This is a genomic window from Bradyrhizobium sp. T-12, from assembly GCF_058314695.1.
Window position 1 is genome coordinate 4,281,099 of the sequence record NZ_CM177756.1, and the last position, 15,228, is coordinate 4,296,326.

At 60.8% G+C, this 15,228-nt stretch carries 11 protein-coding genes; 3 read left to right on the plus strand and 8 right to left on the minus strand.

What is annotated here, in order from left to right; all coding sequences use genetic code 11:
• Positions 1-84 precede the first annotated feature (84 nt).
• Genes AC0WRY_RS20335 through AC0WRY_RS20345 form a run of 3 tightly spaced genes read left to right on the plus strand, consistent with a single transcriptional unit; the run spans position 85 to position 3,029 of the window.
• Complete coding sequence (locus AC0WRY_RS20335) at positions 85-924, plus strand: 2OG-Fe(II) oxygenase (RefSeq protein ID WP_246776274.1); 840 nt, start codon at positions 85-87, stop codon at positions 922-924.
• Positions 925-979: 55 nt separating this feature from the next.
• Positions 980-2,026, plus strand: a complete 1,047-nt coding sequence (locus AC0WRY_RS20340) for a hypothetical protein (RefSeq protein ID WP_246776275.1) — start codon at positions 980-982, stop codon at positions 2,024-2,026.
• Between the two features lies 1 nt (position 2,027).
• Positions 2,028-3,029: a methionyl-tRNA formyltransferase gene (locus AC0WRY_RS20345; protein ID WP_194402565.1), complete on the plus strand. Its 1,002-nt coding sequence runs from the start codon at positions 2,028-2,030 to the stop codon at positions 3,027-3,029.
• Between the two features lie 48 nt (positions 3,030-3,077).
• On the opposite strand, the gene AC0WRY_RS20350 is transcribed toward AC0WRY_RS20345, so the two are convergent.
• The 8 genes from AC0WRY_RS20350 to AC0WRY_RS20385 all read right to left on the minus strand — a co-directional run bounded on the left by AC0WRY_RS20350 (position 3,078) and on the right by AC0WRY_RS20385 (position 15,182).
• On the minus strand, positions 3,078-3,692 hold the full coding sequence (locus tag AC0WRY_RS20350) for a transglutaminase-like cysteine peptidase (protein ID WP_194402566.1): 615 nt from the start codon (positions 3,690-3,692) through the stop codon (positions 3,078-3,080).
• A gap of 817 nt (positions 3,693-4,509) precedes the next feature.
• Positions 4,510-5,823, minus strand: a complete 1,314-nt coding sequence (locus tag AC0WRY_RS20355; RefSeq protein ID WP_194402567.1) for an HlyD family type I secretion periplasmic adaptor subunit — start codon at positions 5,821-5,823, stop codon at positions 4,510-4,512.
• Complete coding sequence (locus tag AC0WRY_RS20360) at positions 5,820-7,523, minus strand: type I secretion system permease/ATPase (protein ID WP_194402568.1); 1,704 nt, start codon at positions 7,521-7,523, stop codon at positions 5,820-5,822. Before AC0WRY_RS20360 ends, AC0WRY_RS20355 begins: the two co-directional genes overlap by 4 nt.
• 326 nt (positions 7,524-7,849) lie before the next feature.
• Positions 7,850-10,303, minus strand: coding sequence for an Ig-like domain-containing protein (locus AC0WRY_RS20365; protein WP_491120670.1), 2,454 nt, complete (start codon positions 10,301-10,303; stop codon positions 7,850-7,852).
• 754 nt (positions 10,304-11,057) lie between these two features.
• On the minus strand, positions 11,058-11,825 hold the full coding sequence (locus AC0WRY_RS20370; RefSeq protein ID WP_491120672.1) for a class I SAM-dependent methyltransferase: 768 nt from the start codon (positions 11,823-11,825) through the stop codon (positions 11,058-11,060).
• A complete protein-coding gene (locus tag AC0WRY_RS20375) occupies positions 11,818-13,107 on the minus strand; it encodes an O-antigen ligase family protein (protein WP_491120674.1) in 1,290 nt (429 codons plus the stop codon). Before AC0WRY_RS20375 ends, AC0WRY_RS20370 begins: the two co-directional genes overlap by 8 nt.
• Before the next feature lie 79 nt (positions 13,108-13,186).
• The gene (locus AC0WRY_RS20380) at positions 13,187-14,146 is read right to left on the minus strand and encodes a right-handed parallel beta-helix repeat-containing protein (protein ID WP_491120676.1); all 960 of its coding nucleotides are present in this window, start codon (positions 14,144-14,146) and stop codon (positions 13,187-13,189) included.
• A 31-nt stretch (positions 14,147-14,177) separates the two neighbouring features.
• Positions 14,178-15,182, minus strand: a complete 1,005-nt coding sequence (locus AC0WRY_RS20385; RefSeq protein WP_211419298.1) for a glycosyltransferase family 2 protein — start codon at positions 15,180-15,182, stop codon at positions 14,178-14,180.
• Positions 15,183-15,228: the final 46 nt, after the last annotated feature.

Sequence of the window (15,228 nt, forward strand, 5' to 3'; positions counted from 1 at the left end):
TTGATGATTTAATATTACATTTAATCTGGGAGGGGGCGACAGCCCGGGGGATAGCGTCCCCAGGCACAGTGGGAGTCTGCGGAATTGCATGTTGATTTCCAGCTTCACTCGCTGAGCGGCCTCTTTGCCCGCGTCGATTCTCTGCGCGACGAATATGTAGTCGCCAAACCTTGGCCCCACATAGTCGTCAACGACGCCTTTCCCGAGAGGCTGTTGGACATGGTCGCGGCCGAATGCACCGCCCTCCAAGAGGCGCGTCTGATTACCACGAATACTGATTGCTTGGTGAAGCAGGAGATATCGGATGGATTGGGGCCGGCCACCCAGCATCTGCTGAACCTGGTGGACAGTCCCCGCTTCCGAGAATTGATTTCGGCGGTCACGGGCGTTCGCGATCTTCTTTGCGATCCGACACACAAATTTGCGGGAGTACATCGAACGCCTCCGGGAGGCTTTACGAAGATTCACCGCGATTTCGAAGTTCACCCGACGACCGGGCTGTTCCACCGGGTCAATTTGCTCGTCTATCTCAATCGGGATTGGCCCGAAGCTTACGGCGGTAGCCTCGAATTGTGGCCTGCGGATATGTCCGCGCTTGGATGCCGCATCTTCCCGCGGTTCAACACCATGATCCTCTGGGAGACGCACGGCGCCACCCTCCACGGCCTTCCGGATCCGGTCACCTGCCCGCCTGGTCGAATGCGCCTTTCAGTCGCATCCTATTACTACACGACGACGCGCCGCGTCGCCGCGTCGGGCGAACGCCGCGTCCGGTATTGGGCCGCGCGACCAGGTGAGGATCAAGTGATCGAGCGAATGTGTTGGCAGGATCACCTTCGTACGCTCATACCCGACCCACTCTACAACGTGCTCCGGGCAGCGCGCGATCGGATATCCGGAGTGCGCCGGTCGAAAGAACCATGAAGCTGGCCTCTTTCAGCGGCAACAGCAGGATCGATCAATGACCGGGAATCGAACAATGGCCGTGCAGTTGCGACCTGGCGATGCGGAAACGGGGGTTCTTCGCAGGCCGGGCTTCTCGCCTGTTCGACTGCGAACGCTGATGAAGCTCGCCCTCGCCGACACCGGGCTGGATATGTCGGGAATGACTGTGCTGACCGAAGCCGCGACCGGCGCGTATGCCGTGACCCCGGTGCTTGCTGCAATGGCCGGAGCCAAGCACGTCTACGCGTTCACGAAATCTGGCCGCCATGGGACCGTGTCCGACGCCAAGCGGGAGACTTTGGAGCTCGCAGCCCCACTGGGCGTCGCTGATCGCATCGAGATTCTGGGCACGATAAGTCCTGAGGTACTCCACAGCGTCGACATCTTAACCAACAGTGGCCACCTTCGTCCTCTTACAGCCGAGTTGATCGCACAACTGCGGGATGACGCCGTGATTGCCTTGATGTTCGAGGCTTGGGAATTTCGTCATGAGGACCTCGATATCGAAGCGTGCGCACGGCGCAAGATCCCGGTGGTCGGCGTCAACGAGCGGCACCCCGCTGTCGATGTCTTCTCGTTCCTGGGCCCGCTCGCCGTGAAGCAGTTGCACGACTGTGGTCTGGCGGTCCTCGGCAACAGAATCGGCCTGCTCTGCGACAATGACTTCCTTGCCCCGGTGCAGAACGGGCTTCAACGCCTCGGCGCGAACGTCGAGGCGTTCAACAGCGTTGCGGCGGTCCATCCCGGCGCGTGGGACGCCTTCGTAGTCGCGTTGCGGCCCGCGGACTCGCCGCGCGTCGGCCAGGGAGAGGCTGCGCATCTGGCTGCATGCGCACCTGCCGGCGCGATTGTGGTGCAGTTCTGGGGCGACATCGATCGAGCGGCGCTGCAAGCCAATGGTCTCGCGGTCTGGCCCACGCAATCTGTCGGACAGGGCCACATGGGCATTCTTCTGTCCGAGATCGGTCCCGAGCCGATCGTACGATTGCAAACGGGCGGCTTGCGCGCGGCCGAATGGGTTCGCCGCGGCGGTGCCTTGACGCGAGATGGATTCGCCCAGCTCGTACCATGGCAGGGGTGACATGACAGAGCGGCTCCAGCCCGACGTCGTACTCCTCGCGGACGGACCGACCGGCTTCACGGCGCTTCGCTCATTGGCGGCGCGGTGCCGCGTAGTGCAGATCTTCCGAAAACCGAACCAGCCCGAGGCGGGCGCGCTAAGGTCATTTGCGAACAATCGCGACATCCCGATCGCGGAGCTGCAGGAACTGGCACAACTTCGGAAAGTGATCGCGGACGCGCGCCCGGCGGCCGTTGTGATTTCTTCGTTCGATAGGATCATCCCGCCGCACATTCTCGCATTGTGCCGCTTCGTCAACGTCCACTATTCACTTTTGCCGCACTATCGCGGTCGCGCCAACGTCAACTGGGCGATCATCAATGGCGAGACGACTGCCGGCATCAGCATTCATCTCGTCTTCCCGGAGCTCGACGGCGGCAATCTGCTGTTTCAGCAGGCTATCCCGATCGGTCCGGATGACACGGTCACCGCGCTCTACGAGCGCCTCAACGCGATTCAGGAACGTGAACTCGGCGGAGTCGTGGTACGAGCGATCACCGGTTACCAGGGCACGTCTCAAAATACCGACCATGCCTCCTATGGCTGCGCCCGTGTTCCGGAAGATGGAGAGATAGACTGGCGGCAACCTACCGATACCATCGACCGGCTGATCCGCGGCTTAACGCCGCCATTTCCTGGTGCCTTCACCCATCTTGGCGGCCATCGGCTCATTATTGCCAACGCTTCACCTCGGGTTGACGCGCCCTGCTATATCGGCCGCGTACCAGGCCGGATCGTCGGGCGGTCGCCTACCGATGGCTGGGTGGATGTGTTGACTGGCGACGGCGTGCTGCGCCTGTTCAGCGTCCTTTCTCCCAATTCCGAGCGGCCGTGTGCTGCCGCTTCCGTCATCGGATCGACGCGAGCGACCCTCGGGCTGTCACGTCTAGACCTTCTCCACCGGATCGTCGCGCTTGAAGATAGGCTCGCTTCGCTGGAGCAGCTCAAATGCGCTCCCGAGTAAGCACAACCGTTCGGGCCAGGGAAGGCTCAGAGCATTAGCGCTCCGGTCTCATACCCCTTCCCGTCCAACGGTGGCCCACAGCCCGTCACGGCCCGGGCTCTGCACGCGAACCCAGCGATAGGACGTCCGCGACCACGGCTTGATCTGTGACGTGAGATTGTCGAGGACGAGATCGCCGCTTCTGGTGCGCACGAGAAGCACCAGATGATGTTCACCGGAACCGACGACGACTTCGCCTAATAGGAGGACGCGCGAGGGCCAGCCGCGCCGAAGCAATTCGTGGCGCTTGCTCACCGCGTAATCGTTGCAATCGCCACGCGCGGGGTGGATAGTCCATGCCTCGCCCGAAAGACCAAGCTCGTTGCGGACCGGTTCTATCGCCAGATTGACGGTACGATTGATCTCCCGCAGGTCTGCCCATCGCTTCTCGGTCAACCGGATCGGGCCGCCTCGAAAGGAGCGTCGCGGGCGACATTCGGCCTGATAGCGCAGGCAAAACACCGTGTAAGTAAGGGGCGGCAGAGCCGGGCGCCCCAGCTCGATGTGCGCAGAATCCGTCTGGGGAACTCCTGGCATAACCAGCAAAGCCGCTCGCGACCACTGAACGCCTCCGATGACGATTGCTATGGCCGCTGCGATGACCGGGCCCGAGGTTCGCTGCATCTGCCGATCCCCCTCCGTGCGTCAAACCGTGTCGGTCCAGCCAGCGCAAACGACCGACCCACACAATTTCCATTTAATACATTATATTCCATTATATTTAAATCGCAATAAATATTAAATTCGCCTCTCATACGACACGCAACTGTGGCGCCGCTTCAACTGACACGCGGAAAAAGGGGAACGACACCGCTTCGATCGGGGCTGTATATTCGGTTGCATAGTGTTGAAGCGGCGCGCGGCAAAGGGCTCGCCCCGCACAGCGGCGCAATAATTGTTAGCCACCAATTTAATTTAATCGTTGATTTGAATAATTACCGGGGTCAAACCATCAAACGGGCGATCTCGGGCGGGACCAGTCACATGCCGGTCGAACTACTCGTCATTCTTGGAGCTGAAGCTTCGCTACTGGGCTTCGTAGCCACAATGAGGCTGCATGCCAGGCGAATGGACGTCCTGAGCGGACGATCATTCGAGCGCCCCATCGTCTCGCGGGGAGAGAAACGACATCCAGCGCGGTCGCTCCGTCGAAAGATCCGCGATTTACCGCGGTTCACTGGGAGGCAGACGATCTCATTACGCTCGTTCCACCGGATTTTCTACAGCGCGCCGATAGCCAAAATGCTGCTACGGCTCCTTCAAACCAGAGTGCCATCGCCGGTCCGGTTTCAGACGCGCGCGCGTCGGGCCGGCGCGCCCGTCCTCGGTGCTTGCGACCGCCCGGCCGCGCCTTCTTCGGCTGGTCGCAACACCGACGCGCAGGGAAAACACGCCGGTCCCCGATCCATGCAGTCGAGCGCTACTGCCATCTTGCACCAACTCAGCGCTCCTTGAACGCCCTCCCGGCCTGATCCTGCAGCGGCTTCAGCAGGTATGAAAGCGCGGTCCGGCCTGCCGTCTTGATGAAGACCTCGACTGGCATGCCGGGCAGCAACTTTGCGGCCCCGAGCTCCGCGAGCGCTTCCGGCTTCAGCAGGACGCGGCCTGTGTAGTAACTCGTGCCGGCACGCTGATCCTGCGTGATGTCTGCCGAGACCATGCTGACCTCGCCATCAATTTCGGGCGTGGTCTTCTGGTTGAAGGCTGCGAAGCGCATTGTCGCAGTCTGCCCCACATAGACCTGGTCGATATCCTTCGGTGCGATCTTGACCTCGACCGCAAGCGAGTCCGCATCGGGGACGATCAGCATGATTTGCTCGCCAGGAGATATCACCCCTCCGACCGTATGGACGCTGAGCTCATGGACGCGGCCGGATTGCGGCGCCCTGATATCGACGCGATTCAACTGGTCGACCGCCGCTGTCTTGCGCTCGCCCAGCTCGGAGAGTTTCGAGCGCGTTTCGATCAGGTCCTTGCCGACCTCCGTTCGGAGGTCTTGGTCGATCTGAATGATCTGGAGTCCGATTTCGGAGATCTTGCCCTTCGACTGAGCGATCATTCCTGCGAGCTGGCTGCGCTCGCCTTCGATGCGGGCGGAGTCGCGCTCGAGGGAATTGAGCCGCGTGATCGGCACCAGATTCTTCTGCCAGAGGCTGCGCACACCCTCAAGCTCCTGGCGGATGAATTCGACTTCCTTCTGCTTGGCCTCGGTCTGACCCGTATAGCCCTTGATTTCGTTTTCCAGCTGCGCGCCTTTCTCCTGCAGTTGCGCTTTTTGGCCGCTCCTCGCCTGACGGCGAAGGTCGAACAGCTTCCGCTCCGCGGTGATCGCACGGCTCGCCTCGGAGTTGCTCTCCCTGGCCCGATCGAGCAGCAATTTTGGAAACACGACCTGCTCGGCACCATCGCGCTCGGCCTCGAGGCGCGCCTGCCGCGCCAGCAGCTCATCGATGCTATTGGTGACGATCGTCGCATTTGCGAGCGTCTGCGTCTCGTCGAGACGGATCAAAATGTCGCCCGCCTTGACCCGATCGCCCTGGCGCACGCGCAACTCTCCCACGATTCCGCCGGTGGCGTGCTGAACCTTCTTGACGCTCGAATCCACCACGACGACGCCTTGAGCGATCACCGCGCCCGCCAATTGGCTTGTGGTTGCCCAACCGCCGATCCCAAAAGTGACCAGACCCAACATGATCATACCGACGATCATGTAACGCTGGATCGATTGCATCGCCGGCGCCACCATGCCGCTCATCGGCTGCCTCCTTGAGCTTCCGCCACCACCTTGAGCGGCACGGGATTCCGCAAGACCTTCTTAAGGACCTCCTCTCTCTTTCCGAAGGACTGAACCCTGCCCTCCCCAAGGCACAAGACATGGTCTACGGCTTCAAGCGCCTTTGGTCGATGGGCGACAACGACGACTATCCCGCCGCGGCGGCGCACCTTTAGGATCGCCTCGGTCAGCGCCTCTTCGCCCTCGGCATCGAGATTTGACGAGGGCTCATCGAGCACGACCAGGAACGGCTCGCCGTAGAAGGCACGTGCGAGCCCGATACGCTGCCGCTGCCCAGCCGACAGCGCCAATCCCCCCTCGCCGATTTTCGTGCCGTACCCATCCGGAAGCGAAAGGATCAGATCGTGCGCACCCGCGGCATGCGCGGCCTCCAGCACTGCGGCGGCCGTGGCCTGCGGATCGAACCGCGCAATGTTCATCGCAATGCTGCCGTCGAACAATTCGACATCCTGGGGAAGGTAACCAATGTGCTTGCCGAGGGCGTCCGAAGACCAGTGCTCCAGTGCGGCGTTGTCCAGCCGTATCCGGCCTCGAATGCACGGCCATACACCCACCAGCGCTCGGACGAGTGTCGATTTTCCGGATCCGCTCGGTCCAATGATTCCGACAGCCTGCCCGCTCCGCAGTTGGAACGACACTTCATTGACGGTGGGCCTCTCCGAGTTCGGCGCGCCAATAGAGAGATGCTCGACGGTGAGAGCTTGAACAGGAGGAGGCAGTGCCAGCCGTTCTTCCTCGGTAGGCAGAAGCTTCAGCAAAGCATCGAGCCGTTGTCCCGACTGCCGCGCGGCGACGAACCCTTTCCAGTTCGCAATGGCCAGTTCGACGGGCGCCAAGGCCCGCGCGCTGAGGATCGACCCGGCAATGATGATGCCGGCCGTCGATTCCTGGTTGATGACAAGGACTGCGCCAACGGCAAGAACCAGCGATTGCAGGATCGCCCGGAAGATCTTGGAGGCGCCTCCGAGGCTGTTTGCGACATCGCTGGCGCGCTCATGGGCTGCGAGATACTTCGCGTTGACATCCCGCCACCGCAGCGCCGCCTGCTGCCGCATGCCCATGGCTTGCAGAACTTCGGCATTTCGTCGGCCCTCGAGCGCCAATGCCGTTCGCGAAACTGCGAGACGCGAGGATGCTCTTGCCGGCCCCCGCGTCCGAGTCTCCGTGAGCATCGTGATGCCGACGAGCACCAGCGCGCCGGTCAACGCGGTGACGCCGATCCAAAAGTGAAAAAGAAAGCAAACGCCGAGATAGATCGGCATCCAGGGCAGATCGAAGAGCGCCGTCGGCCCGCCGCTCGACAGGAAGCTGCGGACCTGATCAAGATCCCGCACCGGCTGCAAGCCGTCGCCATCGGCCCTGGTCTTCAAAGGCAGGCGAACAAGCGCATCGAATATGCGAATGCCGAGCCGTTCATCAAAATACCGGCCGACCCGCGCGCTGATCCTGCTCCTGACGAAGTCCAGCCCACCCTGAAACAGGTAAAGGACCGTAGCCAGAACCATCAAGGCGACCAAAGTCGGTATGCTGCGCCCGGGCAGCACGCGATCATAGACTTGCAGCATGAAGAACGAGCCGGTGAGCATGAGGAGATTGCTCATGCCGCTGAAGGCCGCGAGCGCCCAGAATATCCTGCGGCAAGACCGCAGGAATGCGGACATCTCTGACTGCGGCTCCTCATAGCTCTCCATCGGCCGGAAACGACCGACGAATATCCGTTTCCGAAGGGCTTCAACGAAGCGCCTTGCCCAGCCGACGAGCCGCGACGTCGGGGGTTCGGCCTCATTCGCCAGCCGGCGCCCGGCCGACCACAGTCCTGACAAATGCATAATTGGGATTCGATAAAGATTCGCGGGCGGGGGAATTATCCCCCGCCGTCCAGTATCAGTCATGACACCTGCCCTTTAGTCATGCCTATGCGGGGGATCCCCTGAGAGATCCCCCAAGGCAATTGTTGAGTACCAATTTTTGTCTGACGAGCCGTCCCCTACGCGAAGTGGAAGTCGTGGCTGTTCAGCTTGTCGAGCTGCGTGTTCTTCAGCGTGAGGGTGTCGCTCCCCGTCGCGATGACGACGTCGTGGCCTGACTGGGCCGCGTGGGAGAGAACGCTCGCAAAGCTGTCGAACACGCTTTTGCTGAACTCGATCGTGTCGTGAGCAGGTCCGCGGGCAGCGAAGTCCTTGATGACGTCCTGGCCGAAGTTCGACGCAAACTGGAACGTATCCGCTCCCGCTTTGCCAACCATGACATCGTTGCCGGTGGTGCCAGTCAGCGTGTCGCTGCGGCCCGAGCCGATCATCGCCGCGCCCGAGCTGGTTCCGACCACGTGGTCTGTGGTGTCGACCTGCTCCGCGGTAAAGGCGTGGGACTTACCCGACAGGTCGGAGGTCTGGAAGCTCCACTTGCCGTCGGCGTCCGTCGTGGACGAACCGACCGAGGTCGTGCCGTCATACAGCTTGATCTCGCTGTTGGGATCGGCCGTGCCCTTGATCGTCGCGGTGTGATCCGAGTGCTGGCGTACATTGGTGACTTCCACCGTCGGGGTGCCGCCACCGCTGTGCGAGCCGATCGGCGGATCGATCGGCTGCGACAAGGCGCTGGTGTTGCCGGCTGCGTCGGTCGCTGTCGCGGTGAAGGTGTGTGACCCGTGCTTGAGATTCGGTGTCGTCACGCTCCAGTCACCGTCACTTGCAACGGTCGTCGTGCCAAGCAGGGTCGCGCCCTCGTAGAGCTTGATCAAGCTGCCGGCTTCCGCCGTCCCGGAAACCGTGGCGCGGTTATGCGTGGTCGGATCGCTCAACAGCACCGGGGCATCGGGGGCAGCGGTATCCACCGTCACGTCCAGCGCAGTCGATGCCTTGCTGGTGACGCCAGAGACCGTGTCGGTCGCAGTGAAGCTGTGCTTGCCGTCCGGCAGCGCGGCGGTGGTGTAGTGCCACGCTCCATTCGCATCCGCCGTGGCCGTGCCGAGCTGGGTGGCGCCGTCGAGCACCTTGACCGTGCTGTTGGCAACCGCAGTCCCGGCCAGGGTCAGCGTCTTGTCGCTCGTGATGTGATCACCGGCAGTGCCGGTATCGTTTGAGAACGAGGCGATTTTCGGCGCGGCGGGCGCTGTGGTGCCCGTGCCCGATGTGCCCGAGCCGGTGGAGCCCGTCGTCCCAGAACCAATGACCGCATCCACGGCCGTCGACGCAGCACTGACGTTGCCGGCAACGTCGGTCGCTTTCGCCGTCAGGGCGTGCGAACCGGCCGACAACGCAGACGTCGTGACGCTCCACGCACCGCTCGAGTTGGTTGTCGCCGTCCCGATCTGGGTCGTTCCGTCAAACACCTTGATCGCGCTGTTCGCTTCGGCAGCCCCCGACAGAACGACTTGGTTGGCAGCGTTGACGGTGTCGCTCGCGATCGTCGGTGCAGCTGGCGCCTTGGTGTCGACGGTGACCGCCACCGCAGCCGATGCCGCGCTGGTTTGACCCGACGAATTGGTCGCGGTCGCCGTCAGCGTGTGCTTAGCATCGGTCAAGACCTTGGTGATATAGTCCCAGCTTCCGGCCGAAGTCGCGGTCGCCGTACCGATCTGCGTCGAACCGTCATAGACTTTCACGGTGCTGCCAGCCGCGGCGGTGCCGTGCAGAGTGATCTGATTGGCGTCCGTGATGCCGTCGCCAGTCTTGCCCGTATCGGGTGACCAGGATGCGATGCCCGGCGCTGCCGGGACTTCGGGCGTTGCGGGGGGCATTGTCGGTGAGGTCGTTGTACCGCTATTTGCCGACGTATTGAGCGTCGACGCCAGCTGCGCGCCGTCCGTGTAATTCCCGGTGAACACCGAATTGTTCCCGCGGATCAACGCGTCGCCGTACTGCGCGCCACCAACGTGATTGTTGGTGAACGACACACCGGTGATCGAGGCGGTGCCCAGATTGGAGTCCGCGTATACAGTGTAGGCGCCACCAGTTAGCAGATTGTTGGTGACTGTGACATTCGAGACCGGCCCGAAGCCGTTGTCGATCATGACCGCCGAGGTCCACCCCCACTGGTTGATGATCGAATTGCCGGTGATCTGAATGTTGGAGAGGCCTCCATCGATCTGGATGCCGTCATAGTGAGGCGACCCGCCTGCCTGGAGATCGTGGATGTAGTTGCCCTGGATGACGGAGTTGCTCCCGGGAACGATGCCATTCTCCACGTTGAAGATGTTATTTCCGATGAACGTGCCGCTCCCCATGATGCCCTGATTGCCCGTGCCATCCGGTGCCCGGCCGGTACCATCGATGGTGCAATTCTGGACGACTGCGCCCGTGACTCCGGAATCGATGGTCACCCCGGCCCATCCGCCCGACGTGATCTTGCAGTTCTCAAGCGTCACGTTGTCTGCCTTGATGTAGACGCTTCCGGTGATGTTGAGTCCCGAAACCACCGCTCCTGCCTGCGTAATCACCACGTCTCCCGAAGGAGTGAGCGTTACCCCCGCAGGCACGCCGGTGTTCGTTGCGTCAGGCCATGCATTCGTTGTGGTAGCCAAAATTGCCTCTCCGTCTTTTGTGTATTATTCCCCGTTAATCGCCGTCAGCATTTATTGCGGATCTACACTCGCGATTTAATCGCGATCGAAATACGCCGACGACGTGCTTGCGCGGCGTTAATGGTCGTCAGCAGAAGGCCTTTTTTTGACAAGACCACGGCTCCGCCAAGGTCATTTCGCCGCAAACACCGCCAGATTCTTGTTTTCGGAAATGCGGTGCAAAAATCTACGCCACGGGAATCAAAAGCGATTTCGTTTTAGCGGCGATCAGATTGGCGTAAAATACCCCCGTCGTGCACTTCACAGAAAAATCGCTCCAGCTAGCGACCGAGACGACGAGCACGATTGACGAGCAGGCGCGAAGACCAATTTCATCGACCGCCGCGCATTAAATAAACCAACGATGTAAATAAACGTGTTAGCGCATTATTAAATGGAGCGCGCGAATCGTCGATGCAGCACGATACTCCGCACATGGTCGTCGTGATTGGCGACGCCCAAGATGACGCAGTGAATGAACTTCAATGATGGGGTGTGATCGCTTCGACTTCGCTCGAGCGCAGAACAGGAGAAGGAGTCGCCTCAAATAACGGCTCGGACGAGAGTCGGCGGCAAGAGCTGCCGCCCAACCCCGGATTGTTTTCGCCGGCGACCATCAAAGGGCTACCGGCGTCTAAGCCCTCCGGCACAGAAATACTTTCTCACCCCGGATAAGCCCATATTGCGCAACTTGCGGCTCGACCGCGGTATATTCATCAACGACGAAGCCCGCGCGTTCCAGGCGGCGCCGGAAATCACGACCGAAGAAGCGGACGTGATCATGCTGATTGAAGTACAAGATCCGATCCTCAACTGTTCTCTGCCTCGACCGATCCTCAAACGTCTCCTGCCAACCTTCAATGAGCGGGATCATCGCGACCAAGGTGCCCCCCTTGCGCAGGATCCGGAATAGCTCGGGGATGGCCAGGCGATCGTTCACGTGCTCCAGGATGTGGCAGCAGATGATCAGATCGAACCTGTTATCCTCGAGATCGATCTTTTCGATGTTGATGTCGAGATCAGCGCCCCTACCGCCGAATTCACAGGTGAGATAGCTGCGCGGCTTCCTCGCCTCTATATACCTCGTCACTCCCGTTTCAGGCGCGAAGTGAAGAATATCCTTTCCCTTAAACAAGTTCTGCTCGGCGTCGCAGAGCGCCAACAACCGGTGCCGCTCGTGTGACAGACAGTTCGGACAGAGCGAATCGAAGTTGATCCCCAATGCCAGCGGATTTGCGTATGCAAAGAAGCGGCCGCGATACCCGCATACCGGACAAGATCTCTCAAATCGTCCGAACAGGAAGCGGATCGTCCGTAGCCCGCTGCGCAATGACCAGACATAGGGGCGCAACCGTCCCTTGATGCTCCCGGTCGACGATGGCGCCACGTCAAAATTACTCATCTTGAACTCCCAACATCTGCCATTCCCTGAGCGAAGCACGCACTCCGATACAGACGCCCCAGAACGTCCACATGTAGTTCCAGAAATGCACCGTCAAACCTGTGAACAGGAAGACCATGCAGGCGATTGTAAAGCCCCTTTGAATCTCGGTCGAACGAAGTCCGGGCACAGGCAGCATCGCGGCGAGATTTAGGACGATAAGGAGGATGGTGACCGGTACGCCGTAATGCAGACTCGTGACGAGCCACACGCTGTCGACGGTTCGATCGAGCAGATAATACCCGAACGTCACGAACCCCGCTCCGGTCAAGGGCGACTGCCACACCTGCGCAGAGACTGCGTCCCAGATCATGAGGCGATAGAATCCAGTCTGAGGCTCCAGGGTTGCGTGGGACAGCAGCCAGCTGAGAGGGTTGTTTGTCACAGAAGTGACGGCAACCAGGAACATGCCCGCCCCGGCCCAAAGGAGATGCCATCGCCAGGGGATGCGACACAACAGCCGATCGTAGGCGTAGCTCGACGTGACGAGCACCATTCCCATGACGGCGGCCGAAGATAGCGACAGCACTCCGCCGAAGAAGCATAGACACGCCCACGACAGACGCTTGATGGGGCTCGTCGTCGAGAACAGCACGATGGCCGCAGCCAGCGAACAGAACACGCCATAGAGAATTGGATGGTCGAATGTCGCTATTGCGCGCCGCAGACCCGCTCGCACTCCATCTACACTCGACGTGCCGTCGTCCACGATGGCATCAGGCTGCGGCATGAGTGTCGCCACCATCTCGCGAACGACCCAATGCCCCGTCAACACGTCCGCTACTGCAACGCATATCGCAATCGCCGTGAATGCCTTGACCAGACGAATGAACTGCTGGACCGCCGGCGGCTCCAGAACGAAGGCTCGCGCGACAAAATAAGCCCCGACAAAGTCGAGGGCCTCTGCAACAGCGGAAAACGCCGATTGAGGTCCGGCGGCATAGGCGGCCGCTCCCACCATGGCGAGCGCAAGCGTCCCCGCCAACCCGTCCGACAGCAGGAGCCGCCGAGTGGGCTGCAATAACTGCGCAAGCGCCGGCATCAGCAGGAGTATGAGGGCTATCCTGGTCGGCGTTAGCTTTGCGCCCGCAATCAGCACCTGCAGCCCCGATGGCAAGACGATGCCCATGAGAAGGAGTGGGACGGCCCAACTGATGTGTTGGGGAAAGGTCGACCGGACCCCCGCCCCCGTCGCGCGCATTCGCGCGTGCCCCGCAAGGAAGGCATCGCTGGGATAGCTCATGAGGCGATCTCCCCGAAGGGGCTGACGCAGCCCATCAGGTCCGGCAGGCCCTGCGGTTGGCCAGCCACATGCGGGCGCTTCATCTGATCGCCTCCTGCCCCGCGACTTTGCCAACGTTCAGATTGCGGACCAGGTGCCAGCCGTCAGTCGCATTCCGGAGATAGGTGGGGCGATTTCTGCGAAACAAGGTTGGCCCATACTGTCCGGACCCGATGTGATTGTCAGTGATCGAAACACTCGATATCGGATTGTCGTTGAACTTCCCGTCCGAATAGATCGTATAGCTGCCGCCGGCGAGTAGATTGCCTTCGATCACAATATTGGAGACCGGGCCAAACTCATTGTCGATCATGATGGCGCCAGCCGCGCCATGCGAATTGATGATCGTGTTGTGCCGGATGACCGTGTCCGAGATGCCGCCATCGATCTGGATACCGTCGTAGTGTGGTGCCCCGCCGGCATTGAGATCGTGAATGAAATTGCCTTCGATCAGATTGTCCTTTCCGGTCAGCACGATTCCATTCTCAACATTGAAGATATTGTTACGTTGGAACGTGCCCTGTCCCATGATGCCCTGGTTTCCATTGCCATCGGGACCGGCACCTAGACCGTCGATCGAGCAATCCCTGACGACAATTCCTGTCCGATGCGGATCGATCTTGATGACGGCCCACGCTTTGGCCGAGATGCGGGACGTCTCGATCGTCACGTTGTCGGCGTTGACCGTTACGCCACCCTGAATGTCCAGTCCCGAAATTGTCGTGCCGGCCACCGCAATCGTGAGCGGACCCGATGGCTTCAGCTTGAGATCACGAGGCGGCCCCGTGTTGCTTGCGTCCGGCCATTCTGAGGCGAATGCCGGCTTTGACGGGTTATTCGGTTCAGCTACCACACCGGCCGGGATTTGGAGCGCTGCGACCGCAGCGGCTACACGGGCAGCGTAGAGCGCAATTTCGCTCCTAGCACGCTTGCGTCCAAACGCATGCTCTCCGGCTCCTCGCCAGCTCCGCCAAGGTCCCGCTACGCTATTGAATCTCATCGTTCTTCTCACCTGCCGCAGTCCCACGCCCTCATGCCGGTTCGGCTCTCTGTACCTCGTAACCGCCAACCCACTCTCGCCGACGCCTCCAGACGGCTTCCCAGTACACCGCATTCTCCTGCCATTCCGCATTGCGCGCCAACGCGGCTGCCATGCTGTAGCCGTACCAGCGTGTGAGCGGCACGATCAGGTGCAACGCCTGCCCAATCGTCCGCGCGGGCCAGCCAAAGTGGCGGTTGATCAGGGTAATTCTCCCCTTGAACACCTTCACTCTCTTGTCGACGGGCACGACGTCCGATGCTCCGCCATAGTGGACAATGGTCGCCTCAGGCGTGATCGCAGGCCGCGCACCGAGCGATCGTGCGCGATGGCAAAGGTCCGCTTCCTCTCCATACATGAAAAAGGTGGGGTCGAACCCGCCTAGCCTCTCCCACAGCGGCCGGTCGATCAGCAGAAAACACCCCGTAACGATGTCGACATGCCGCGAGGTATCTCGGTCCCAACCGCCATAGGCCTCGGAATTGAGAATCGGATTGCGACGACCGAAGTAGGTAAGCCCCAGCGCGAAGCACAACAAATTCCACAGACTGATTCTTCGAAAGCACGAGGTGCGATTGAGGCTGCCATCCGGAAAGACAGTGCGGCCGCCCCAGACGTGAAAGGAAGCGTTCGCGTCGGCGAACTCCAAAAGACGATCGATCGCGCAATCGAGAATGATGGTGTCAGGATTGAGGAGGAGCAATCGTCGGCCCCGCGCCTGTTTTGCAGCCAGATTGTTGGCGCGCGCAAAGCCGACATTACTGTCTAGTGCAATGAGCTTGACCTCTGGAAATTGGCGGGCAATTGCGGCGGCCGACTGGTCGGAAGAGTTGTTGTCGACGACGATCACCTCATAGCTCACCGTCACCGTCTCCGCGGCGATCGATGCCAAACAGTCGAGCGTCATCTCGCGGGTATTATAGCTCACGACAATGATGGAAAGATCCAGCTGCCGATCCAACCCCTGACGTTCGTCATCATGGTATGCGTTGCACATAGCAGCTTCGCTCCTCTCGCCGCTCGTCGCGCTATCGCCTCGACCT